Source organism: Corynebacterium falsenii (genome assembly GCF_020099275.1).
Taxonomy (GTDB): domain Bacteria; phylum Actinomycetota; class Actinomycetes; order Mycobacteriales; family Mycobacteriaceae; genus Corynebacterium; species Corynebacterium falsenii.
Genome location: NZ_CP083646.1, coordinates 1905532 through 1925753, shown reverse-complemented (window position 1 = coordinate 1925753; position 20222 = coordinate 1905532). Strand labels below are relative to the sequence as shown.

21 protein-coding genes are annotated in these 20222 nt (G+C 62.3%); 18 read left to right on the top strand and 3 right to left on the bottom strand.

The annotated features are described in order from the left end of the window. Positions 1 to 114: 114 nt before the first annotated feature. The 8 genes from rplS to LA343_RS08435 all read left to right on the top strand — a co-directional run bounded on the left by rplS (position 115) and on the right by LA343_RS08435 (position 7290). Positions 115 to 456 carry a 50S ribosomal protein L19 gene (gene rplS / locus LA343_RS08470; RefSeq protein ID WP_025402903.1) on the top strand — a complete coding sequence of 114 codons (342 nt, stop codon included), beginning with the start codon at positions 115 to 117 and terminating at the stop codon, positions 454 to 456. A 237-nt stretch (positions 457 to 693) separates the two neighbouring features. After that, positions 694 to 1500, top strand: a complete 807-nt coding sequence (gene lepB, locus LA343_RS08465; RefSeq protein WP_039911453.1) for a signal peptidase I — start codon at positions 694 to 696, stop codon at positions 1498 to 1500. A 134-nt stretch (positions 1501 to 1634) separates the two neighbouring features. Next, positions 1635 to 2258, top strand: a complete 624-nt coding sequence (locus LA343_RS08460) for a ribonuclease HII (RefSeq protein WP_039911452.1) — start codon at positions 1635 to 1637, stop codon at positions 2256 to 2258. Positions 2259 to 2276: 18 nt separating this feature from the next. Further along, positions 2277 to 2585 carry a DUF2469 domain-containing protein gene (locus LA343_RS08455; RefSeq protein ID WP_025402900.1) on the top strand — a complete coding sequence of 103 codons (309 nt, stop codon included), beginning with the start codon at positions 2277 to 2279 and terminating at the stop codon, positions 2583 to 2585. Between the two features lie 203 nt (positions 2586 to 2788). Beyond that, complete coding sequence (locus LA343_RS08450) at positions 2789 to 3166, top strand: YraN family protein (RefSeq protein WP_119664772.1); 378 nt, start codon at positions 2789 to 2791, stop codon at positions 3164 to 3166. A 6-nt stretch (positions 3167 to 3172) separates the two neighbouring features. Further along, a complete protein-coding gene (locus tag LA343_RS08445) occupies positions 3173 to 4837 on the top strand; it encodes a YifB family Mg chelatase-like AAA ATPase (RefSeq protein WP_025402898.1) in 1665 nt (554 codons plus the stop codon). A 102-nt stretch (positions 4838 to 4939) separates the two neighbouring features. Further along, positions 4940 to 6241, top strand: a complete 1302-nt coding sequence (gene dprA / locus LA343_RS08440) for a DNA-processing protein DprA (protein ID WP_081737327.1) — start codon at positions 4940 to 4942, stop codon at positions 6239 to 6241. Between the two features lie 92 nt (positions 6242 to 6333). Beyond that, positions 6334 to 7290 (top strand): tyrosine recombinase XerC, encoded by a 957-nt coding sequence (locus LA343_RS08435; protein ID WP_025402896.1) that lies wholly within the window; start codon positions 6334 to 6336, stop codon positions 7288 to 7290. On the opposite strand, the gene LA343_RS08430 is transcribed toward LA343_RS08435, so the two are convergent. Further along, positions 7287 to 7961, bottom strand: coding sequence for a M23 family metallopeptidase (locus LA343_RS08430; RefSeq protein WP_081737423.1), 675 nt, complete (start codon positions 7959 to 7961; stop codon positions 7287 to 7289). The genes LA343_RS08435 and LA343_RS08430 overlap by 4 nt on opposite strands. Positions 7962 to 8539: 578 nt before the next feature. Between LA343_RS08430 and rpsB the strand changes: the two genes are divergently transcribed. The 5 genes from rpsB to LA343_RS08405 all read left to right on the top strand — a co-directional run bounded on the left by rpsB (position 8540) and on the right by LA343_RS08405 (position 13032). Beyond that, complete coding sequence (gene rpsB / locus LA343_RS08425) at positions 8540 to 9391, top strand: 30S ribosomal protein S2 (RefSeq protein ID WP_025402894.1); 852 nt, start codon at positions 8540 to 8542, stop codon at positions 9389 to 9391. 176 nt (positions 9392 to 9567) lie between these two features. Beyond that, positions 9568 to 10386, top strand: a complete 819-nt coding sequence (gene tsf / locus LA343_RS08420) for a translation elongation factor Ts (RefSeq protein WP_025402893.1) — start codon at positions 9568 to 9570, stop codon at positions 10384 to 10386. A gap of 260 nt (positions 10387 to 10646) precedes the next feature. Next, positions 10647 to 11366 carry a UMP kinase gene (gene pyrH, locus LA343_RS08415; RefSeq protein WP_052337657.1) on the top strand — a complete coding sequence of 240 codons (720 nt, stop codon included), beginning with the start codon at positions 10647 to 10649 and terminating at the stop codon, positions 11364 to 11366. A 136-nt stretch (positions 11367 to 11502) separates the two neighbouring features. Further along, complete coding sequence (frr, locus tag LA343_RS08410) at positions 11503 to 12060, top strand: ribosome recycling factor (RefSeq protein ID WP_025402891.1); 558 nt, start codon at positions 11503 to 11505, stop codon at positions 12058 to 12060. A gap of 120 nt (positions 12061 to 12180) precedes the next feature. Beyond that, on the top strand, positions 12181 to 13032 hold the full coding sequence (locus tag LA343_RS08405) for a phosphatidate cytidylyltransferase (protein WP_025402890.1): 852 nt from the start codon (positions 12181 to 12183) through the stop codon (positions 13030 to 13032). A gap of 33 nt (positions 13033 to 13065) precedes the next feature. Here LA343_RS08405 and LA343_RS08400 read toward each other — a convergent pair whose 3' ends face one another. Then, complete coding sequence (locus LA343_RS08400; protein ID WP_025402889.1) at positions 13066 to 13434, bottom strand: LapA family protein; 369 nt, start codon at positions 13432 to 13434, stop codon at positions 13066 to 13068. A gap of 218 nt (positions 13435 to 13652) precedes the next feature. Here LA343_RS08400 and rlmN point away from each other — a divergent pair, with 218 nt between their 5' ends. Then, on the top strand, positions 13653 to 14765 hold the full coding sequence (gene rlmN / locus LA343_RS08395) for a dual-specificity RNA methyltransferase RlmN (RefSeq protein ID WP_025402888.1): 1113 nt from the start codon (positions 13653 to 13655) through the stop codon (positions 14763 to 14765). Positions 14766 to 15011: 246 nt separating this feature from the next. Then, on the top strand, positions 15012 to 15740 hold the full coding sequence (locus LA343_RS08390) for a VIT1/CCC1 transporter family protein (protein WP_025402887.1): 729 nt from the start codon (positions 15012 to 15014) through the stop codon (positions 15738 to 15740). A 123-nt stretch (positions 15741 to 15863) separates the two neighbouring features. Here LA343_RS08390 and LA343_RS08385 read toward each other — a convergent pair whose 3' ends face one another. Beyond that, positions 15864 to 16277 (bottom strand): DUF2631 domain-containing protein, encoded by a 414-nt coding sequence (locus LA343_RS08385; protein ID WP_025402886.1) that lies wholly within the window; start codon positions 16275 to 16277, stop codon positions 15864 to 15866. Positions 16278 to 16476: 199 nt separating this feature from the next. Between LA343_RS08385 and dxr the strand changes: the two genes are divergently transcribed. The 3 genes from dxr (at position 16477) to ispG (ending at position 20217) form a co-directional block, all read left to right on the top strand. Then, positions 16477 to 17667: a 1-deoxy-D-xylulose-5-phosphate reductoisomerase gene (gene dxr, locus LA343_RS08380; protein WP_025402885.1), complete on the top strand. Its 1191-nt coding sequence runs from the start codon at positions 16477 to 16479 to the stop codon at positions 17665 to 17667. Beyond that, positions 17652 to 18887 (top strand): M50 family metallopeptidase, encoded by a 1236-nt coding sequence (locus tag LA343_RS08375; protein WP_025402884.1) that lies wholly within the window; start codon positions 17652 to 17654, stop codon positions 18885 to 18887. The genes dxr and LA343_RS08375 overlap by 16 nt, the downstream gene beginning before the upstream one ends. 169 nt (positions 18888 to 19056) lie before the next feature. After that, positions 19057 to 20217 carry a flavodoxin-dependent (E)-4-hydroxy-3-methylbut-2-enyl-diphosphate synthase gene (gene ispG / locus LA343_RS08370; protein ID WP_025402883.1) on the top strand — a complete coding sequence of 387 codons (1161 nt, stop codon included), beginning with the start codon at positions 19057 to 19059 and terminating at the stop codon, positions 20215 to 20217. Positions 20218 to 20222: the final 5 nt, after the last annotated feature.

Genomic DNA, 20222 nt, shown 5'->3' with positions numbered 1-20222 from the left:
TGGATCGGCTGGCATACTACTTCAGTTATTTATGTTGTGGGTACGAACCCGTAGGCGCACCTCAGGGTGAAAAGCCGCGTGGATCCTCTATTCAGACGAGCAAAGGATTTTTGCATGCACATTCTCGATAAGGTTGATGCAGCACAGCTGCGCAGCGACATTCCCGACTTCCGTCCCGGCGACACCGTTGACGTTCACGTCAAGGTCATCGAGGGTACCAAGTCCCGTATCCAGGTGTTCCGTGGCGTTGTGATTCGCCGCCAGAACTCCGGCATCCGCGAGACCTTCACCGTCCGTAAGATCTCTTTCGGCATCGGTGTGGAGCGTACCTTCCCGGTGCACTCCCCGAACATCGATCACATCGACGTTCTGACCCGCGGCAAGGTTCGCCGCGCGAAGCTGTACTACCTGCGCAACCTGCGCGGCAAGGCAGCCAAGATCAAGGAGAAGCGCTAAGAAATCGCGTAGCCAGCGGCACAGTCTGCTGGCTTTCTTCTTATTTCGGCCCTGAGTTGTGGACCAGTACAGGGTCGAACATTCCCAACCCAGCTAGTAGAAAAAGCAACTTTCTGCGGCTGGGTTGTGGTGTATGGGGTGCCGAGGTGTCGACTGGTAGGGTGATTCCTTGTGACTGAACCCAACTCAGAGCAACCGGATCCCCAGCACCACGCCTCGCTCGATCAGCAGGCGCAGCTGAACAGGGACGCGCCGCGCCGCGCTGCGGATAGCCAGGACCAGAATGGCAAGAACGGCGAGAACGGCAAGAGCGGTAAGAAAGAGAAGAAGCAGAAGAAGACGTACCCGTGGTGGGTGGAGATGCCCATCATCATCCTCGTCACTCTGCTCGTTCTCGGCGCGTTCAACACGTTCGTGGGGCGGCTGTATCTGATTCCATCCGAGTCCATGGAGCCGACGCTGCACGGTTGTGCCGGGTGTACCCCGGACCGGATCTACGTCAACAAGCTGGCCTACCTGGGCGATAAGAGCCCGAAGCCGGGTGACGTGATCGTGTTCGTGGGAACGGACAGTTGGAATGAGGGATTTACCACCAAGCGGTCGAAGAACGAGGTGGTGCGCGGGCTGCAGAACTTGGGCAGCACCATCGGTATCGTCGCCCCCGATGAGAACACGCTGGTCAAGCGCGTGATCGCCACAGGTGGTCAAACTGTGCAGTGCCAGGCCGGAGACCCCGGCATCATGGTCGATGGCAAGAAGATCGACGATTCGTACACCATGAAGCCGCCGGTGAACCCCATTGATCCAACCACGGGTTCCGAGGCGTGCCAGGGTGACTACTTCGGACCCGTGACCGTGCCGAAGGATTCGCTGTGGATGATGGGCGATAACCGCACCAATTCACTGGATTCGCGTGCGCACATCGGCGACGAGCACCAGGGCACCATCCCGGTATCGAACGTGGTGGGCAAGGTGGAGGCCATCGTGCTTCCGATTAACCGGATCGGTCTGGTGAAGTCGCTGCCGATCCAGGGCCAGAACTAGGCCTCTGGGTCGGTCAGCGGTCGGTCAGTGGACGGTCTGTAGACGATAGATGACTGGGGAACTGTTCGATGGAATCTGATCATCCCGCTCGCCCCATTCGGCATAGCGTGCGCACCATGCCCCACGCGCGCTCAATGGAGCAAGCTCTTTATGCCTCGGGCATGGGCCCGGTTGCGGGCGTGGATGAGGCCGGTCGTGGTGCGTGCTGCGGGCCGATCAGCATTGCCGCCTGCATCCTGCCGCCGCGTCCGCTGCCCGAGTTGGACAAGCTTACGGATTCGAAGAAGCTCAGCGAAAAGACCCGCGAGGGGCTGTACGAGGTCATCCGGGAGGTGGCCACCAGCTTCTGCATCATTCATATCTCTGCGGCGGATATCGACGAGTGGGGTATCCAGCATGCGAACCTCTCCGGCATGCGCCGCGCCGTGGCTGGGTTAGATGTGACGCCGGGGTATGTGCTGACCGATGCCATGAAGGTTCCGGGCTTGACCGTTCCGCATCTTCCCGTGGTCAAGGGCGATCTGCTGGTGCGGTGTATCAGTGCGGCGAGCGTGCTGGCAAAGGTCTCGCGTGACCGGGTGATGCGCGAGCTGGATGAGCAATTCCCCGGCTACGGCCTTGCCGGGCACAAGGGCTATGGCACGAAGGCGCACATGGACGCGGTGAGTCTGCACGGCGGAACGCCTTATCATCGCTACACTTACAAAAATGTGGCCGCGGCGCATCGCCAGTGGCAGTTGACTCGATTGTCTCGATGAAAGGTTGAGTTTGAAGCCGTGAGTGCCGAAGAACTAGACGACTATGAGGCCAACGTTGAGCTGTCCATGTACCGGGAGTATCGGGACGTAGTCAGCCAGTTCTCCTACGTGGTGGAGACTGAGCGGCGTTTCTACCTAGCCAACGCCGTGGAATTGATCCCTCGTAATTCCGGCGGGGAGGTTTACTACGAGGTGCGTATGTCCGACGCTTGGGTGTGGGACATGTACCGCCCGGCCCGTTTCGTGCGCTATGTCCGAGTGATTACGTATAAGGACGTCAATATCGAGGAACTCGATAAGCCTGAGCTGCAGCTTCCCGACAACTGAGGGGCCTAGTCGCCCGTTTTTTGGGGCTTCCCGTAGGTGCGTGGCGGTACCGCTCGCGGGGTCTCGATAAGAGTTATCCACAACCCAGCCGTTATCCACAGGCGGCTGGGTTTTTGCATGCGCAGGCAAGGATTGGCCGGGGTGGGGTGGGCAATACTGTGAGCCGTCAATGCTTCGGCTTTCAGTGGAGGGGAACGACGGCTATGGATAAGCCAGCAGTAAAGCAAGGATCTGCCCGCAGGCGCGGGATGTCCGGGGAGAAGATCGCCGCGCGCTACCTCGGCGGAATGGGTTACGAGATTCTCGATAGAAACTTCTACACGCAGTTCGGGGAGATCGACTTGGTGGTGCGCGACCCCAATGGTGCGGTGGTGTTCGTGGAGGTGAAATACCGGCGCAGCACGGTTGATGGCGGGGGAGTGGCCGCCGTGACCTCGCGCAAACTTGCCAGGATCCGATTGGTCTCCGGTCTCTGGTTGGCCCGCTATCGCGATCTCTACGGCCCGGCGGAGGATATCCGCATCGACGTCATCGACGTAGGCCCTGAGGGCGTGCGGGATCACCTTCTAGGAGTGTGGTGATTCCCGATGGGCGTGGGACATGCATACGCCATCGCGCTGCAGGGAGCCGAGGGCAAGGTGGTGACCGTCGAATGCGACGTGTGCCGCGGACTCCCCGGCATCAGCGTGGTTGGCATGGGGGATGCGGCGGTGGTTCAGGCCAAGGACCGGATCCGGTCCGCGCTGCGCAATACCGGTGTGCAGTGGCCGGGCTCGCGAACCGTCATGAGTTTGTCGCCCGCGGCGATGCCGAAAAGCGGTAGTGGATACGACGTCGCAATGGTGTGCGCGATGCTGCTCGCCAGCGGTGCCACGGGTGTGACTGAAGCGGTGCGCGAGCGGGTTCATTCCGCCGTGCTGGTCGGGGAATTGGGTCTCGACGGCAGCGTGCGCCCCGTGCCTGGGATCTTTCCGCGTGTGGCAGCCGCAGCAGCTCACGGGTTCCGGCATGTCGTGGTGCCGGAGGCCTGTGCAGAGGAGGCCCGCCGCGCTGTTGAACTGCTGAATGATGAGCCGAGTCCCGGCCCGGAGGCCGGACGAGCGGGACAACTAGGACAACCAGGACAATTGGGACAGTTTGGACAGCCTAGACAGCCGATGGTGCACCTGGCATCTCACCTGGGGCAGGTCCTCGATTGGATGCACGGCGGTCAGCTACCCAGGCCAGTTCCCGGGCAGGCTTTGCCGCCGGGCGGTGCTCCGGGAGATATGTCGGATATGTCGGACATGTCCGACGTGGTTGGGCAGTCCGAGGCCGTGCATGCCGTGGAGGTTGCCGCAGCGGGTGGGCACAACCTCATGCTCACCGGACCACCCGGGAGCGGAAAGTCGATGCTGGCTGAACGCCTGCCCGGAATCCTGCCGCCGATGACCCGGCGCGAGCAGCGCGAGGCCGCAGTGGTTCACTCCATCGCGGGGACCAAGGGAGATCTTTCCGCCATCTGGAGAGGCACGCGACCGTTCGTGGCCCCGCACCACTCCATCACCCATGCCGCAATGATTGGCGGTGGTGCGATTCCTGTTCCCGGCGCGGTGAGCCTGGCCCATCACGGGGTGTTGTTTATCGACGAGGTGGCGGAAGCGCGCCGGGAGGTTCTCGATAGCCTGAGGACACCGCTGGAAAAACGGCGGGTGGAGATCATTCGCCAGCGCCAGATCATGACCTTCCCTGCGCAGTTTCAACTGGTGCTTGCCGCCAACCCGTGCCCGTGCGGCGCGGAGCTAGCCAGCGAGTGCCGGTGCCCGTCCGGTGCGCGCAGACGGTATCAGGGAAAGATCTCCGGTCCGCTGCGCGATCGGATCGATGTGTTTGCCAGGACGCGAAGTGTGAACAAGTCTGCGAGCGCATCATCTCGCGCCGAGGCGAGCAGCATCATTGCCGAGCGAGTCTGTGCTGCCCGCGATCGAGCGCTGCAGCGGTGGGCGCGGGTTTCGCGTGAACTCGGTGGGGAACGGGACTTTCTCAATTCGACGATCCCCAGCACGATTCTGCGCGACGATTTCGCCCCGGATGGAAACGGCACGACCGCCTTGGAAGGTCTGGTGATGAGCAGGGAGCTGAGCCAGCGCGGAGCAGATCGCGCGCTTCGGGTCGCTTGGACTCTGGCCGACCTTGCCGGAGCCGATCGGCCGGGGCTGGACCATGTCCTCGATGCGGTCGATCTCTTCCGCGACGGTACTGAGCTGGACTGACACACCACAACTCCACCGCATCACAACACCACTGCATCGCCACACCACCGCACCAACACCGCACCAACACCGCACCAACACTGAACAGCGAGGAACACAGCAATGACCCCTGACACTTCTCCCCAGACACCCGCCGATGGCTCCGCAGAGACCCCAGTTGATACGAGCTGGTTGGATTCTCCTCAGCGCAGACAGCTCGCGTGGATATACCTCCGCCGGGTCGTGGAAGCCTCCCGCGCCGATGTCCTCCACGCCCTCTGGCCAGACGGCTGGTGGAATGGGGCTGGGGAGCCTGCTGGCGTCGAACAATTAACAGAAGGCCTGGTGCGGCGACGGGGGCCGAGCGAGGCCCTGCTCGCGGCAACCGAGCGACGCTATCTCGCAGATCCGCGTGAGGATGAGCACCGAGCGCGGCGGCAAGGGTGGCGCCTGGTGACCCCAGATAGCGATGAATGGCCGGAGTCTCTCACCGAGGCATTCGTGCGCATGGGGGAGGGAGGGCAAGCAGACGATACTGTTCGTGGTCAGGCCGAGGCTCCCTTTGCCCTGTGGGTGAACGGTCGGACGAGGCTGGATGAGGCGATCCGCCACAGCGTGACTGTGGTGGGAACGCGGGCTGCATCACGCTATGGCCAAGAGGTTTGCGAAATGCTGGGCGGGGGATTGGCAGCACGGGGCTACACAATCATCTCCGGTGCGGCGGAAGGCGTCGATACGCTGGCGCACCGCCAGGCGCTAGCCCACGGCGCGCCGACCGTGGCGATCCTCGCATGCGGCCTCGACGTGGCCTATCCGCGCAAGAATGCCGAGCTCCTCAAGCAGATTGTGGCCAGCGGGGGACTCGTAGTGAGCGAATACGCGCCGGGCACGCCCCCGGCGAGGCATCGCTTCCTCACGCGCAACCGTTTGGCAGCGGCGATGGGGCAGGCCACTCTCGTGGTGGAGGCACCGTATCGTTCGGGAGCCCTTAACACGCTGAATTGGGCTGAGGGGATGAGCCGGCCCACTTTGGCCGTGCCAGGTCCCATCACGGCGGTGAGTTCGCAGGGGTGCCTCGACCGATTGGCCACCGGCAGGGCTCAACTGGTGCGCAGCGTGGAGGATATTCAAGCAGCGATCGAACCACTGGCGATGCAGATGGAGCTGGGGTTCGATGCGGGCAACGCTGGGGGAGGAGCGGCAGCACCCGCCGGTGGTGGGGCTGGTCTGATGAGTTGGCAGCACGTGGCAGTCTTCGATGCGGCCGGAACGGCGCGCGATCACTCGGGAAGTCTGGCGGATATTCAGGAAGCCACGGGAATGGACACCAAGCTCATCGTCACACTCGCACGCAAGCTGGAGAAGATGGGAGCGTTGCAGCGGGAGGGGGCGCGCTGGCGCAAAGTGCCGGGCGTGCGAATCTAGGTGATGGCAGGCGACGCTCAATCATGCAACGGTGTTGCATCGGTGATGCTACGTGCTATTGGGTGATACAGGCACTGAGGTAGCCTTAACCCATGGCACAAAACGGTGAGACTGCGCAGGACGCGAGCTCGGGGAACTCCGAGAGCTCTGCCGTCTTTACCCAGCTCATGGCCGAGTACGAGTCCTATTTAAGGCACGTCAAGGGCCGCAGCGAGAACACCATCACCGCGTACCACCGAGACCTCGTGGCAGCCACCGAGGGGCTCACCACGGTGGAGGAATTCACCCTAGACCGCGCACGCTCCGTGCTGGGCTGGGCCGTGGATAACGGAGCCAGCCGAGCCACACTGGCACGGCTGGCCTCCAGCATGCGCGGATTCGGCGACTACCTCGCCCACAAGGATCTCGTCGAAGCCAACCCTGTCGCCTCGCTGAAAGCCCCTACACCGGCGTCCTCCCTCCCACGCGTGCTCAAGGTTCAACAAGCGGAGGCCATGCTGAACCGCGCCCGCGACCTCGCGCACGGCTCAGAAGCCACAGCGGTGGACATCCGAGATTGGGCCATGACCGAACTGCTCTACGCCACGGGGATCCGAGTGGCCGAGCTCGTCGGGCTCGATTGCGCCGACCTCGACTTCGAACGCAACCTCGCCCGAGTGACTGGCAAAGGCAACAAAACCAGAATGGTGCCCTTCGGATCCACGGCCAAGCGCGCGGTCAACGAATGGCTAGCCGCCCGGAAGGATCTGGTCGCGCCGGGCAAGACCGACGATGCCCTGTTTCTCGGGGCTCGCGGCGGGCGGATCGACCAGCGACAAGTGCGAACTGTGGTCAATCGCCTGACGAGCGAGGCCGGCGTGCCGAAGCTCTCCCCCCACGGCATCAGGCACTCCACGGCCACAGCAGTGCTTGAGGGCGGCGCGGATCTGCGCACCGTCCAAGAACTCCTCGGCCACTCCTCGCTGTCGACCACGCAGATCTACACCCACGTGGGCACGGAGCGCCTCAAGGCCGTGTTCAACCAAGCTCATCCTCGCTCGGGCGCCTAAACCGACGTACGTTTCGGCGCTGGGTCTGGCGCTGTGTCCGGAACCGAGTCCGGCGGAACCAGCCGGACTCGCGCGTCTCCCAAGAGCGTGAGCGGATCAACATACGAACTGCTCGATCCCCACTTCGCGCCCCACGACAATCCCGGGCTCCTGCGGGCTGTCTCAGGTAAGGCGTCCGCGTCCGCGAGATGACCGATGACAGCCCCGCGCCGCACATGCTGGCCTACAGCGACAGTCGCATGCACGGGCTCGTAGGTGGTTCTCAACCCGTCGGAATGCTGGATGGACACGATCGGCGTTCCCGCCACCACTCCGGCAAACGCCACCACTCCACCCCGGGAGGCAGCGATTTTCTGGCCCGGGGCAGCGCGCAGATCCACACCTCGGTGCCCCGGCTTCCAATCCTCCTCGGGAATGTCGCTGCCACGAAGTACGAGACGTTCTACCTCGCCCCGGGCAACGCCGGGGAGGGGCACCTGGTGCGTTCGGACCGGAGAACGGGCGGGATTCTGCGCCGGCCGGAGTCCAGGCGCGGCACGTGCCGGGGCGGAAAAGGGAGTGGCCACGCACACAGGCGCAATTACGTTGGACACAATCACTAGGACGGCAACCACCGTTATCCAGGCGGATTTTCCCACGACCGATTGGGGCCGACGCCACAGTTCGCACATGTTCATGCCGCCGATGGTGCCGGGTGTGGCGTCGAACAAAAAAGAGCACAATCCGAGCAACTGTGGACGGGCAACGATTATCCACACGCCGAGGCGGGGAGAAGTTGGTTGCAACCCGCAGACAGTAGTAAGCTCATCGGTGCAGTATGCCTGAACTCGGCTCCGCCAGAACCTGCCGCATCCAGTGTGGCAGCGAAGGCGGGACAGCGGCACGCGAAGGTCGTGTCGAAGGATGGGTACTGACTACGCGTAGATAATTCGCACCCCACAGTACGACCTACCGGTACGGTCCCGGAAGACAGGTGAGTGCTCGCGGGACGGTGCTCAGAAGGCATCGTCACGGCAAGCGCAACCCACACCGGGCAAGTAGAGTAAGTCACAGCTAGCAGGGGATATCTGCCAGGACGGTTCACAAGCCGCGCCGAGAGGCTCGTCGAGTGGATCGTAGAGAAAACCGTCAAAACCCCAAGACTTTGAAAGCGAGGAAGGGGCGGGAAACGGTCGGCCACGAACACGGTCGGCCACACCGGATGGGCACAACGAAGCCCGCCGGACGCGAACACCGCCCCTGTAACACTATGGCTGTTGTTACTATGCGCGAACTGCTCGATGCAGGTGTCCACTTCGGTCACCAGACCCGTCGTTGGAACCCGAAGATGAAGCGCTTCATCTTCACCGACCGCAATGGCATCTACATCATCGACCTGCAGCAGACCCTGACCTACATCGACGAAGCATACGAGTTCGTCAAGGAGACCGTTGCCCACGGCGGCAACATCCTCTACGTGGGCACCAAGAAGCAGGCCCAGGAAGCCGTGGCCACCGAGGCTGAGCGCGTGGGTATGCCCTACGTCAACCACCGCTGGCTCGGCGGAATGCTGACCAACTTCCAGACCGTTGCCAAGCGTCTGCACCGCCTCAAGGAGCTGCAGGCCATGGAGGCTGCCGAGGACGGCTACAAGGGCCGCACCAAGAAGGAAGTCCTCATGCTGACCCGCGAGCGCAACAAGCTGGAGCGCGTCCTCGGCGGCATCGCTGACATGACCAAGGTGCCTTCCGCACTGTGGATCATCGACACCAACAAGGAGCACATCGCTGTCTCCGAGGCACACAAGCTCAACATCCCCGTTGTCGCTGTGCTGGACACCAACTGTGATCCCGACGTTGTCGACTACCCGATCCCGGGCAACGACGACGCCATCCGCTCCGCAACCCTGCTGACCTCCATCATCTCCTCCGCAGTTGAGGCCGGTCGCCAGGCACGCGCCGAGCGCCAGGAAGCCGCTGCGAAGGAAGCTGTTGGCGACGCACAGGCACCGGAGGCCAACGCTGAGGCTGGCAACGCTGCCGAGTCCACCGAGGCTCCGGCCGCTGCAGACAACGCTGAGGCTAACGCTGACGCTAAGACTGAGGCTCCGGCCGCAGAGTAAGGCCACACCTGGGCAACGACCGGAATAATCCGGTCACTGCACAACTCTGAACAATCAGCGCCTGCGCCCCGCACACTGGCTCGCCCGTGTTTCCGACGGGCACAGGCGCTGTCTGTCACTTAGGCTTGTACCCACAAGCCCATACAAAACTTCCATCAGAAGGAGGATCGCCCCACATGGCGAACTACACCGCTGCAGACGTTAAGAAGCTCCGCGAGATCACCGGCGCTGGCATGATGGACTGCAAGAAGGCCCTGGAAGAAGCCGCAGGCGACTTCGACAAGGCCATTGAGATCCTGCGCATCAAGGGCGCCAAGGATGTCGGCAAGCGCGCTGAGCGCAGCGCATCCGAGGGCCTCATCGCCGTCTCCGGCAACACCATGATCGAGGTCAACGCCGAGACCGACTTCGTTGCCAAGAACGCCGAGTTCATCAACTTCGCTAACAAGGTCGCTGAGGCCGCTGCAGCAGCCAAGGCCAACTCCCGCGAGGAGCTGGAGGCCGTGGACGTTGACGGCGAGAAGGCCATCGACGCTCTGCAGCAGCTCTCCGCAAAGATCGGCGAGAAGCTCGAGCTGAAGCGCGCCACCACCATCGAGGGCGACAAGGTTGCCGTGTACCTGCACCAGCGCTCCTCCGACCTGCCCCCAGCAGTGGGCGTGCTCGTTGCTTACGAGGGCGACGACGAGGCCGCCGCTAAGGCAGCAGCCATGCAGGTTGCCGCACTGAAGGCCACCTACCTGTCCTCCGAGGACGTTCCGGCCGAGACCGTTGCCAAGGAGCGCGAGATCGCCGAGGCTACCGCCCGCGAGGAAGGCAAGCCCGAGAAGGCTCTGCCGAACATCATCGAGGGCCGCCTGAAGGGCTTCTTCAAGGATGTCTGCCTGCTGGATCAGCCGTCCGTCACGGAGTCCAAGAAGACCGTCAAGCAGGTCATGGACGAGGCCGGCGTGACCATCACCGGCTTCAAGCGCTTCGAGGTCGGCCAGGCCTAAGCACCCAAGCACTACTTCAAGCGCTCGAGAGTTTCAGCGCTTGAGAGCTTGAGTAAACGCCGCGGTTGAGCGTGTTTAACCGGCACTGAACGCCACCTACCGCCCGCATGGGCGTGGGTGGCGTTTGTCGTGTCTGCGACCCTGTAGGATGTCCAGAGGAACCGGTGTCCAGAGGGGCCGGATGAATAGCCGGCTGCATAGTCGATGAAGGAGTTTTTGCGTTGAGCACTGTCGAAAACCGTGATGGATTCAAGCGAGTCATGCTGAAGCTGGGCGGTGAAATGTTCGGCGGCGGGCGAGTGGGCATCGACCCCGACGTGGTGCAGAACGTGGCCCGGCAGATCGCCGAGGTTTCCAAGTCCGGTGCTGAGGTCGCTGTGGTTATCGGCGGTGGCAACTTCTTCCGCGGCGCGGAGCTGCAGCAGCGCGGGATGGACCGCGCCCGTAGTGACTACATGGGCATGCTCGGCACGGTCATGAACTGCCTTGCTCTCCAGGACTTCCTCCAACAGGAAGGCGTGGATTGCCGTGTGCAGACCTCCGTCAACATGGCCCAGATCGCTGAGCCGTACCTGCCGTTGCGTGCCGACCGCCACCTGGAGAAGGGCCGCGTGGTCATCTTCGGTGCAGGCATGGGCATGCCGTACTTCTCCACGGACACCACCGCCGCCCAGCGCGCACTGGAAATCGGCTGCGAGGTGCTGCTCATGGCCAAGGCTGTGGACGGCGTGTACTCCGACGATCCCCGTACCAACCCGGACGCGGAGCTCTTCCACGAGATCACCCCGCGCGAGGTCATCGAGAAGGGCCTCAAGGTCGCCGACGCCACGGCCTTTTCCCTGTGCATGGACAACGACATGCCGATCCTCGTGTTCAACCTGCTCACCGAGGGCAACATCGCTCGTGCAGTCCGCGGCGAGCGCATCGGCACCCTGGTTGATTCCAAGGTCGGCTCTGCTGAGATGGTCAACGACAAGTAGGGACGCACAGCAGCGCGCAGCGGTATGCAGCGACAAGCGGATCACACGGAGTAGCCCGGCTATCTGCCGGTCTACTTCACAAACACTTCACGTTCACTGACGCCCACATCACCCTAAGGCTGGTAGATTCATAACCATGATTGACGATATCTTGCTGGAGTCCGAGGAGCGCATGACCAGCTCCGTAGAGCACGCTCGCGAGGACCTGATGACCATCCGCACCGGCCGTGCGAACCCCTCCATGTTCAACGGAGTTATCGCCGAGTACTACGGTGTGCCGACCCCCATCACCCAGATGGCGACCATCAGCGTTCCCGAGCCCCGGATGCTGCTCATCAAGCCTTACGAGATGTCCACCATGGGTGAGATCGAAAACGCGATCCGCAACTCCGATCTCGGTGTTAACCCCACCAACGACGGCCAGGTGCTGCGTGTGACTATTCCGCAGCTCACCGAGGAGCGCCGCAAGGAGCTCGTCAAGGTTGCCCGCTCCAAGGGCGAGGATGCCAAGATCGCCATCCGCAACATCCGCCGCAAGGGGATGGAAGGCCTCCACAAGATCCAGAAGGACGGCGAAGCCGGCGAGGACGAAGTGAAGGCTGCGGAAAAGGAACTCGAGAGCATCACCCACAACTACGTCACTCAGGTCGACGCCGTAGTGGAGAACAAGGAAAAGGAGCTCATGGAGGTTTAGGGCTCACCTGCCCTCGAGTTTTCCATCGTGAGCCGCAGCAACGATCAATACAGCGCCGATCACTACAGCGACGACCAATAGACGACGGATCGACCACAGACCGAGAAGGATTCTGAAACAGTGGCCCACCCTAAGCCCAAAAACTCCGCTGGTCGCAACCTCACGCAGGCCATCACAGTGGGGGTGCTGCTGGGCGCTTTGGTCATCGGTGCGCTCATTACTACGTGGGGCTGGTACCCCCTCGTCGCCGCAGCGATGGGCTTGGCGGTGTACGAGGTGTGGCGTCGCCTCTACGAGGCCGGCTATGTGCTGAGCCTCGTTGTTCTCGTGGTCGGCAGCCAAGTCATGGTGTGGCTGTCGTGGCCGTTCGGCACGACGGGCCTTGTCGCCGGTTACGCCACGTCGGTGCTCCTGCTCATGATTACCCGGCTGTTCCATCACGGCCGGTCCTCCCCGCCGCACAACTACGTTCGCGACACCGCGGTCGGGTGTTTCATCCTGACGTGGATCCCGCTGTTCGGCTCGTTCGCCGCGATGTTGTCCCGCATGGAGCGCGACAATGTGGATGGTTGGGCCTTCATCGTCACGTTTATGCTTTGCGTGGTGGCCTCGGATGTTGGTGGCTACGCCTTCGGTGTGTTCTTCGGCACCCATTCCATGGCGCCGGCGGTGAGCCCGAAGAAGTCGTGGGAAGGCTTCGGTGGCTCGGTCGTGACCTCCGTGGCGGTGGGCATCGCCTGCGTGACGCTCTTGCTGCATGCCCCGTTCTGGATCGGCATCCTGCTGGGCGTGGGCCTGGCCATCTGCGCCACGCTCGGTGACCTCGTGGAGTCGCAGTTCAAGCGCGATCTCGGCATCAAGGACATGTCCCACATGCTCCCCGGCCACGGCGGTCTCATGGACCGCCTCGACGGTATGCTCCCCGCCGCCATGATCACCTGGGTGGTTCTGAACATGATCAGCGGGGTCTAGCGCGGTCTGGCGAGGTCCAGCGAGCGCTAGGTGCTAGCGCTTGACTTGCTTGCGCAGCTGCATGATCCGGGCGCCGCCCACGATCACCATGATCAGCGCGCCCACAATCGCGGCGATGAGCATGCCCACGCCGATGGGGAAGTTCATCGTCCAGGCGAAGAGCTGCAGCTCCACTTTCTGCTGGTTCTGCAGGATGAAGACGATAAGGAGGATGAGCAGCAGCAAACCGACCGTCAGGCTTACCCATGTGGTGCCCGCCACGGAGCCTTTGACCTTGCGCTTCTCGTTCTTCGCCGGCTTTTTCTCGTTCGACGCCCCTACGTTCGGCATAGCCTTGGTGCCGTCGATGGGATCATTACCGGGTGCGTGGTTTTTCGCTGGTTCTTTGTAGGGGTTAGTCATGGTTCCTATTGAACTCTATGAGTGGGATAACTGCCAACGTGATGGGCAGCGTTTTCGGCAAAAGCTCTCTGGTTTGTTGTCGCGGCTTTTTCCATGCAGAGCTTACTGTGTGGCAGCCACGTGCCATCGCGTGTCCCGGTAGGTGTTTCACTAGGTGTTACAGCACCAGCGTCTCGACTGTCTCTCAAGGGGCTAGGCGTGCAATAATGGTCGCCACCATGGCTGAACCAGTAAAACTTCAATTCGCAGCCCCCAAGCGGGGAATGCCCCCAGTCCACTTCGCAGACCTGAGCGCCGACAAGCGCATTTCCGAGGTGGAACAGTTGGGTCTCCCCAAGTTCCGCGCCGACCAGATTGCGCGCCAGTATTACGGTCGCCTCCAGGGCAACCCGCTGGACATGACGGACCTGCCGGAAGGCAAGCGCCAGGCGGTCAAGGATGCCCTCTTCCCGGATCTCATGATGCCCCTGCGCAACATGGAGGCCGATGACGGAGAGACCCGCAAGACCCTGTGGCGCCTGCACGATGGAACCCTGTTGGAGAGCGTGCTCATGCGTTACCCCGGCCGAGCCACCCTGTGCATCTCGTCCCAGGCGGGCTGCGGCATGGCCTGCCCGTTCTGTGCGACCGGCCAGGGCGGTCTGGACCGCAACCTCTCCGTCGGCGAGATGGTGGAGCAGGTCCGCTATGCGGCGGCAGCCATGCGTGACGGCGAAGTAGCAGGGGAGGAGGGGCGCCTGTCCAACATCGTCTTCATGGGCATGGGCGAGCCCTTAGCTAACTACAAGCGCGTGGTGGATACGATCCGCAAGATCACGTCGCCCGCGCCGGAGGGCTTCGGCATTTCCCAGCGCAACGTGACGGTCTCCACGGTGGGCCTGGCTCCCGCGATCCGTAAGCTCGCCGATGAAAACATGACGGTTCGCCTGGCCGTATCGCTGCATACGCCAGATGATGAACTCCGCGACGAGCTCGTCCCCGTGAACAATCGGTGGTCTGTTGATGAGGTGTTGGACGCGGCCCGCTACTACGCGGACACGTCTGGGCGTCGAGTATCGATCGAATACGCGCTGATTCGTGACATGAACGATCAGCCGTGGCGGGCCGAACTGCTAGGCAAGAAGCTTCGCGGTGCGCTGGGATCAAAGGTGCACGTCAACGTGATTCCGCTGAACCCCACTCCGGGGTCTAAGTGGGATGCTTCCCCGAAGGAGCGGCAGGACGAATTCGTGCGCCGCGTGGAGGAGCAGGGGGTGCCCTGCACCGTGCGCGATACGAAGGGGCAAGAGATCGCCGCTGCCTGCGGTCAGCTCGCCGCTGAGGAGAAATAGACTTCGTTGCGTATGCTGTAGGAAGTCTTCATTGATGGGGGACGGTGACTCGTCCACGCGGTGCGGGGTGACTACCCACTCCGCATACCTACAAGTTCCCGGGTAACTCAACTCTCGTGGGAACCCATCGAAAGACAACTGCAGTGGGCAGGCACAGCCGTGACTGGCTGGCCTACCCGTGAAGCGAGATTGTGCTGAGTAAAGCACTTCCTCGCTTCTCATAACGACGATAAGAATGGATTCAACATGTCTATTTCAGAAGCAGTGGTGGACGGTCACAACAGTGAACCGCACCACAGCAGCTTCGGCTCCAAGCTGAACTGGCTCCGCGCCGGTGTGTTGGGCGCTAACGACGGCATCGTGTCCACCGCATGTATCCTGCTCGGCGTGATCGCCGCAGGCAGCGAAACCTCCGCCATCATGCTTGCAGGTGTGGCGGCTGCGGTGGCAGGTGCCGTATCAATGGCTCTGGGTGAGTACGTGTCCGTGTCCGCTCAGCGTGACACTGAGCGCTACTACATCGACTTGGAAAAGCGCGAGCTCAAGGAGATGCCGGAGGAAGAGCACAAGGAAATGGTGGACATCCTGCGTGGCTACGGCATCACCGATGCCACAGCCGATAAGGCGGTCTCCGAAATGGAGCAGAATGATCCGCTGAAGGCTCACCTGCAGCTGGAGCTGGGCATCGATGACGAGGAACTGACGAACCCTTGGGTTGCCGCAGGTGCCTCCGCGTTCGCCTTCACGGTGGGTGCTCTGCTGCCGATTCTGTCCGTCTTGGCTGCGCCGAAGTCTGCGCAGGCAATCGTGGTGACGGTTGTGACCCTGCTGACCCTGGCGCTGACTGGTTTCATTAGCGCGAAGCTCAGTGGCACCAAGGTCAGTCGCTCGGTGCTGCGACTGCTCATCGGTGGCGCCCTTGGTTTGGTGATCACCTACTTCGCAGGTGCACTGTTCGGTTCGGCGGGCGTTTAGACCTCGCACACAAAACCCACAGAACACGCAAAAGCAGCTCCCGCGTCAGCGGGAGCTGCTTTTGCGCTGTGGGCGTCGAGATTGAAAAGACTCGAGACCCGAGGGCCGAAACCCTAAGAACAATTAGTCTCGGGAGAGGGATTCCTTGCTGCGAGCGTCCATGTTCCACGAAGCCAGCTGCTCGTCAGAGAGGTTAGCGTAAGCGCCGGTCAGGTTCTTCTGGTCGGCTGCCCACTGCGGCTCGATGTGGCCGATCGGCTTGTTGTGGCTGGTCACGGTCTGGCGCTGGGTCAGCTTCGGGCGGAACGCGAAGATGGCGGTACCGATGAAGGTGAGGACAGCCAAGGTGATCAGCCAGATGTTCTCAACGTGACCCTCGTGGTTACCGAACTGCAGCAGCAGTAGGAAGATGCCACCGAGGATTCCGGAGATGATGATGCTACGGCGAGTCAGTTCGCTCCAGCCCCACGCTGCAGACGGGACGTCCGCCGTGGAGACGCCGTCAAAAACTTCAACTTCCTTCGAGTGGGTCGCCACCGTTTCCTCCTGATGTCACAACAGTTGTATTGCACATTATTGTGACACAAATCCGGCCAGAATTCGCCATCGGCACCCATTTGGGGTGTGAATTTTTGGGTGTCCACCTGAGTGGTGCCTGATACGTGTGCAGGAAAAGCCTGGCAGCATGCGATCCGCGACCAATGGCGTTCACAACTCGTTCGACATTCGTGGAACAATAGATCGGGTGAAGATCAAAGTTGTCGTACTGGGAAGCACGGGATCCATCGGCACACAGGCCTTGGAGATCCTCAAGGAGAACACCGAGCGGTTTGAGCTGGTAGGGATCGCGGCGCATGGCTCTAAACCGGAGTTGTTGCTCGAGCAGATTCACTCCTTCGGACTCCCTGCGGAGCGCGTGGCCGTGGCCTCGGAGCGCACGGCCGATTGGATCGACGCCGAACTCGGCGGCCGCAGCATCCGCGGTGCTGATTCTGCCCGTCAGCTTGTGGAGTCAATCGGCGATGAGCTGGAGAGCAATGATGTGATCTTGAACTCCCTCGTTGGCTCGCTCGGGCTCGATGCGACCCTCGCGGCACTGAAGACCGGTGCCCGGCTGGCCCTGGCCAACAAGGAATCCCTGGTGGCTGGTGGGCAGCTCGTGCTGAAATCGGCGCAGCCGGGTCAGCTCATTCCCGTGGACTCCGAGCACTCAGCGATGGCGCAGTGCCTGCGCGCAGGCAAGTCCAGCGAAGTGGATACGCTCGTGCTCACCGCCTCGGGTGGCCCGTTCCGTGGCTGGACCCGCGAAGAGCTCGAGCCGGTCACGCCACTACAGGCCGCAGCGCACCCCACGTGGTCCATGGGGCAGATGAACACCTTGAACTCGGCCACGATGGTCAACAAGGGGTTGGAACTCATCGAGGCATCTTTGCTGTTCGGCATCCCGCCGGAGCGCATCGAGGTCACCGTGCACCCACAGTCCATCGTGCACTCCATGGTGACCTTCCTCGACGGCGCCACCATCGCCCAGGCCTCGCCGCCGTCCATGAAGCTGCCCATCGCGTTGGCTCTAGGCTGGCCGGAGCGTATCAGTGGCACACAGCGCAAGCTCGACTTCACCCGCGCAGCCACGTGGGAGTTCGAACCACTCGATGAAGAGGTATTCCCCGCCGTCGAGCTCGCCCGCCAGGCTGTGACTGCTGGTGGCACCATGCCTGCCGTGTACAACGCAGCCAACGAAGAGGCCGCCGTGGAGTTCCTCAATGGCAGCCTGAAGTTCCCGTACATCGTGGACACCGTTGCGGAGACGATGGAGCACTGCAGCCACCTGTCCGCAGCACCAAGCAGCCTTGAGGACGTCCTCGCCGCCGAGCGCGAGGCCCGCAGCGTGGCTCACGAGAGGATGGCTCAGTGGCTTTCGCACTAGGCATCGTTCTCTTTGCCCTGGGCATTGCCGTCTCCATCGCTTTGCACGAAGCGGGGCACATGTATGCAGCCCGCATGACGGGCATGCGCGTCCGCCGCTACTTCATCGGCTTCGGTCCCACGGTCTGGTCCACGCATAAGGGCCACACCGAGTACGGCATCAAGGCCATTCCCCTCGGTGGCTTCTGCGACATCGCCGGCATGACCAAGCTGGATGAGATGACCGACGAGGAACGTCCGTACGCCATGTACGACCGCTCCACCGCGGCGCGTATCTTCGTCATGCTGGGCGGCATCATCATGAACGTTCTGCTGGCGCTTGTCATCATCTACTCGGTGGCCCTCGCTTGGGGTCTGCCGGACCGCAGCGTGGAATTCACGCCGACCGTGAAGACCACCCAGTGCAGCCCTGCATCTCAGAATGCTGATGGATCGTTGAAGCCATGTTCCGGCGCGGGCCCCGCAGCGGAGTCGGGAGTTCGCCCCGGCGATACCTTCGTGAGCGTCAACGGTGTGGCGACCCCCGATTTCCCAACCCTGCGCGACGAGCTGCGCACCCTCGATCACGGCGACGGCAAGAAGCCCGGCGACACGGTCACCGTCCCGGCAGTGATTGATCGCGATGGCAAGCAGCAGACCATCGACCTCAAGGTCCAGTATGTCGAGCGGCTCAACACCGCAGGCAACCGCATGACCGTGGGCACCATCGGTATCGCGCCGGTGATCCCCGAATTCCGACTGCTGCAGTACAACCCCGTAAGCGCGGTGGGGGGCACGGCCTCCTTCACCGGTTCCATGCTTAAGGACACGTGGAACGGTCTCATTGCTCTGCCGGAGCGTTTCCCCGGCGTGGTGTCGTCGATCTTCGGCGGTGACCGTGCGGATGATTCCCCGATGAGTGTGGTGGGTGCTTCGCGGGTCGGCGGGGAGATGGTGCGCTACGACATGTGGATGAACTTCTTCCTCGCGCTCGCCAGCCTGAACCTCTTCCTTGCCGCATTCAACCTGGTTCCCCTGCCGCCATTGGACGGCGGCCACATTGCGGTGGTGATTTACGAGCGGATTCGCGACTTTTTCCGGAAGCTGCGCGGACTGGCGCCTGGTGGCCCGGCGGATTACACGAAGCTCATGCCGATCACCTACGCGGCAACACTGGTGCTGCTTGTTTTCGGCGCTACCGTCATCATCGCCGATGTGGTGAACCCGGTGAAGATCTTCTAGCGGGAGATCTTCTCACCGACGATCTACTCAACCTACGCAGGGAAGAACTTCGACGGGGCACGTCCCACCTAAGAACAAGCGCGTAGAATAAGGAATTCGACGGCCTCGTTTCCGTTCACCAATAGATCCAGAAGCGTTCTCAACAACGAAAGGTGCCTTGGTTCACACAATGTCCGGCATTTCTTTGGGTATTCCTGACGGCCCACCACCCGTACTCGCTCCGCGCCGCAAGACCCGGCAACTCATGGTCGGCAGCGTGGGCGTGGGTAGTGACTACCCAGTGTCCGTTCAGTCCATGACCACCACGAAGACGCACGACGTTAACGCGACGCTGCAGCAGATCGCACAGCTGACCGCCTCGGGCTGCGACATTGTGCGCGTGGCATGCCCCAAGACCGTCGACGCTGAAGCGTTGCCCGCCATCGCGAAGAAGTCTCCGATCCCCGTCATCGCGGACATTCACTTCCAGCCGAAGTACATCTTTGCCGCCATCGACGCCGGATGTGCAGCCGTTCGCGTGAACCCCGGCAACATCAAGGAATTCGACGGCCGCGTCAAGGAGGTCGCCAAGGCCGCTGGCGATGCGGGCATCCCGATCCGCATCGGCGTGAACGCTGGATCGCTGGATAAGCGCATCATGGAAAAGTACGGAAAGGCCACGCCTGAGGCGCTCGTGGAATCTGCCGTGTGGGAAGCCGGCCTGTTTGAGGACTGCGGCTTCGGCGACATCGCCATCTCCGTGAAGCACAACGATCCGGTCATCATGGTGGAGGCCTACCGCCAGCTCGCGGAGAAGACCGACTACCCGCTGCACCTTGGCGTGACCGAGGCTGGTCCCGCATTCCAAGGAACCATTAAGTCCAGTGTGGCTTTCGGTGCGCTGCTGTCGCAGGGCATCGGCGATACCATCCGCGTGTCGCTCTCCGCCGATCCGGTAGAGGAAATCAAGGTGGGCGATCAGATTCTGCAGTCGCTCAACCTGCGCCCCCGCAAGCTTGAAATCGTATCCTGCCCGTCCTGCGGCCGTGCCCAGGTGGATGTGTACAAGCTGGCTGACGAAGTCACCGCCGGCTTGGAGGGCATGGAGTTCCCGCTGCGCGTGGCCGTCATGGGGTGCGTTGTCAACGGCCCCGGCGAGGCCCGCGATGCCGATCTCGGCGTGGCTTCCGGCAATGGCAAGGGCCAGATCTTCGTCAAGGGCGAGGTCATCAAGACCGTGCCGGAGGATCAGATTGTGGAAACCCTCATCGAAGAAGCTATGCGCATCGCCGATGAGGAAGGCCTGGAAGCCATCGAAGGCGCCAAGGCCGACGTGCGCGTTACCCGCTAGCTGCC

Excerpts from the sequence above, each read along its gene's own strand:
- LA343_RS08450 (WP_119664772.1), top strand. The coding sequence starts at position 2,789 with ATGGATAAGCCAGCAGTAAAGCAAGGATCTGCCCGCAGGCGCGGGATG.
- LA343_RS08445 (WP_025402898.1), top strand. The coding sequence starts at position 3,173 with ATGGGCGTGGGACATGCATACGCCATCGCGCTGCAGGGAGCCGAGGGC.
- LA343_RS08435 (WP_025402896.1), top strand. The coding sequence starts at position 6,334 with ATGGCACAAAACGGTGAGACTGCGCAGGACGCGAGCTCGGGGAACTCC.
- rlmN (WP_025402888.1), top strand. The coding sequence starts at position 13,653 with ATGGCTGAACCAGTAAAACTTCAATTCGCAGCCCCCAAGCGGGGAATG.
- tsf (WP_025402893.1), top strand. The coding sequence starts at position 9,568 with ATGGCGAACTACACCGCTGCAGACGTTAAGAAGCTCCGCGAGATCACC.
- rplS (WP_025402903.1), top strand. The coding sequence starts at position 115 with ATGCACATTCTCGATAAGGTTGATGCAGCACAGCTGCGCAGCGACATT.
- pyrH (WP_052337657.1), top strand. The coding sequence starts at position 10,647 with ATGCTGAAGCTGGGCGGTGAAATGTTCGGCGGCGGGCGAGTGGGCATC.
- dprA (WP_081737327.1), top strand. The coding sequence starts at position 4,940 with ATGACCCCTGACACTTCTCCCCAGACACCCGCCGATGGCTCCGCAGAG.
- LA343_RS08460 (WP_039911452.1), top strand. The coding sequence starts at position 1,635 with ATGGAGCAAGCTCTTTATGCCTCGGGCATGGGCCCGGTTGCGGGCGTG.
- rpsB (WP_025402894.1), top strand. The coding sequence starts at position 8,540 with ATGGCTGTTGTTACTATGCGCGAACTGCTCGATGCAGGTGTCCACTTC.
- frr (WP_025402891.1), top strand. The coding sequence starts at position 11,503 with ATGATTGACGATATCTTGCTGGAGTCCGAGGAGCGCATGACCAGCTCC.
- LA343_RS08400 (WP_025402889.1), bottom strand. The coding sequence starts at position 13,434 with ATGACTAACCCCTACAAAGAACCAGCGAAAAACCACGCACCCGGTAAT.
- LA343_RS08430 (WP_081737423.1), bottom strand. The coding sequence starts at position 7,961 with ATGTGCGAACTGTGGCGTCGGCCCCAATCGGTCGTGGGAAAATCCGCC.
- ispG (WP_025402883.1), top strand. The coding sequence starts at position 19,057 with ATGTCCGGCATTTCTTTGGGTATTCCTGACGGCCCACCACCCGTACTC.
- LA343_RS08390 (WP_025402887.1), top strand. The coding sequence starts at position 15,012 with ATGTCTATTTCAGAAGCAGTGGTGGACGGTCACAACAGTGAACCGCAC.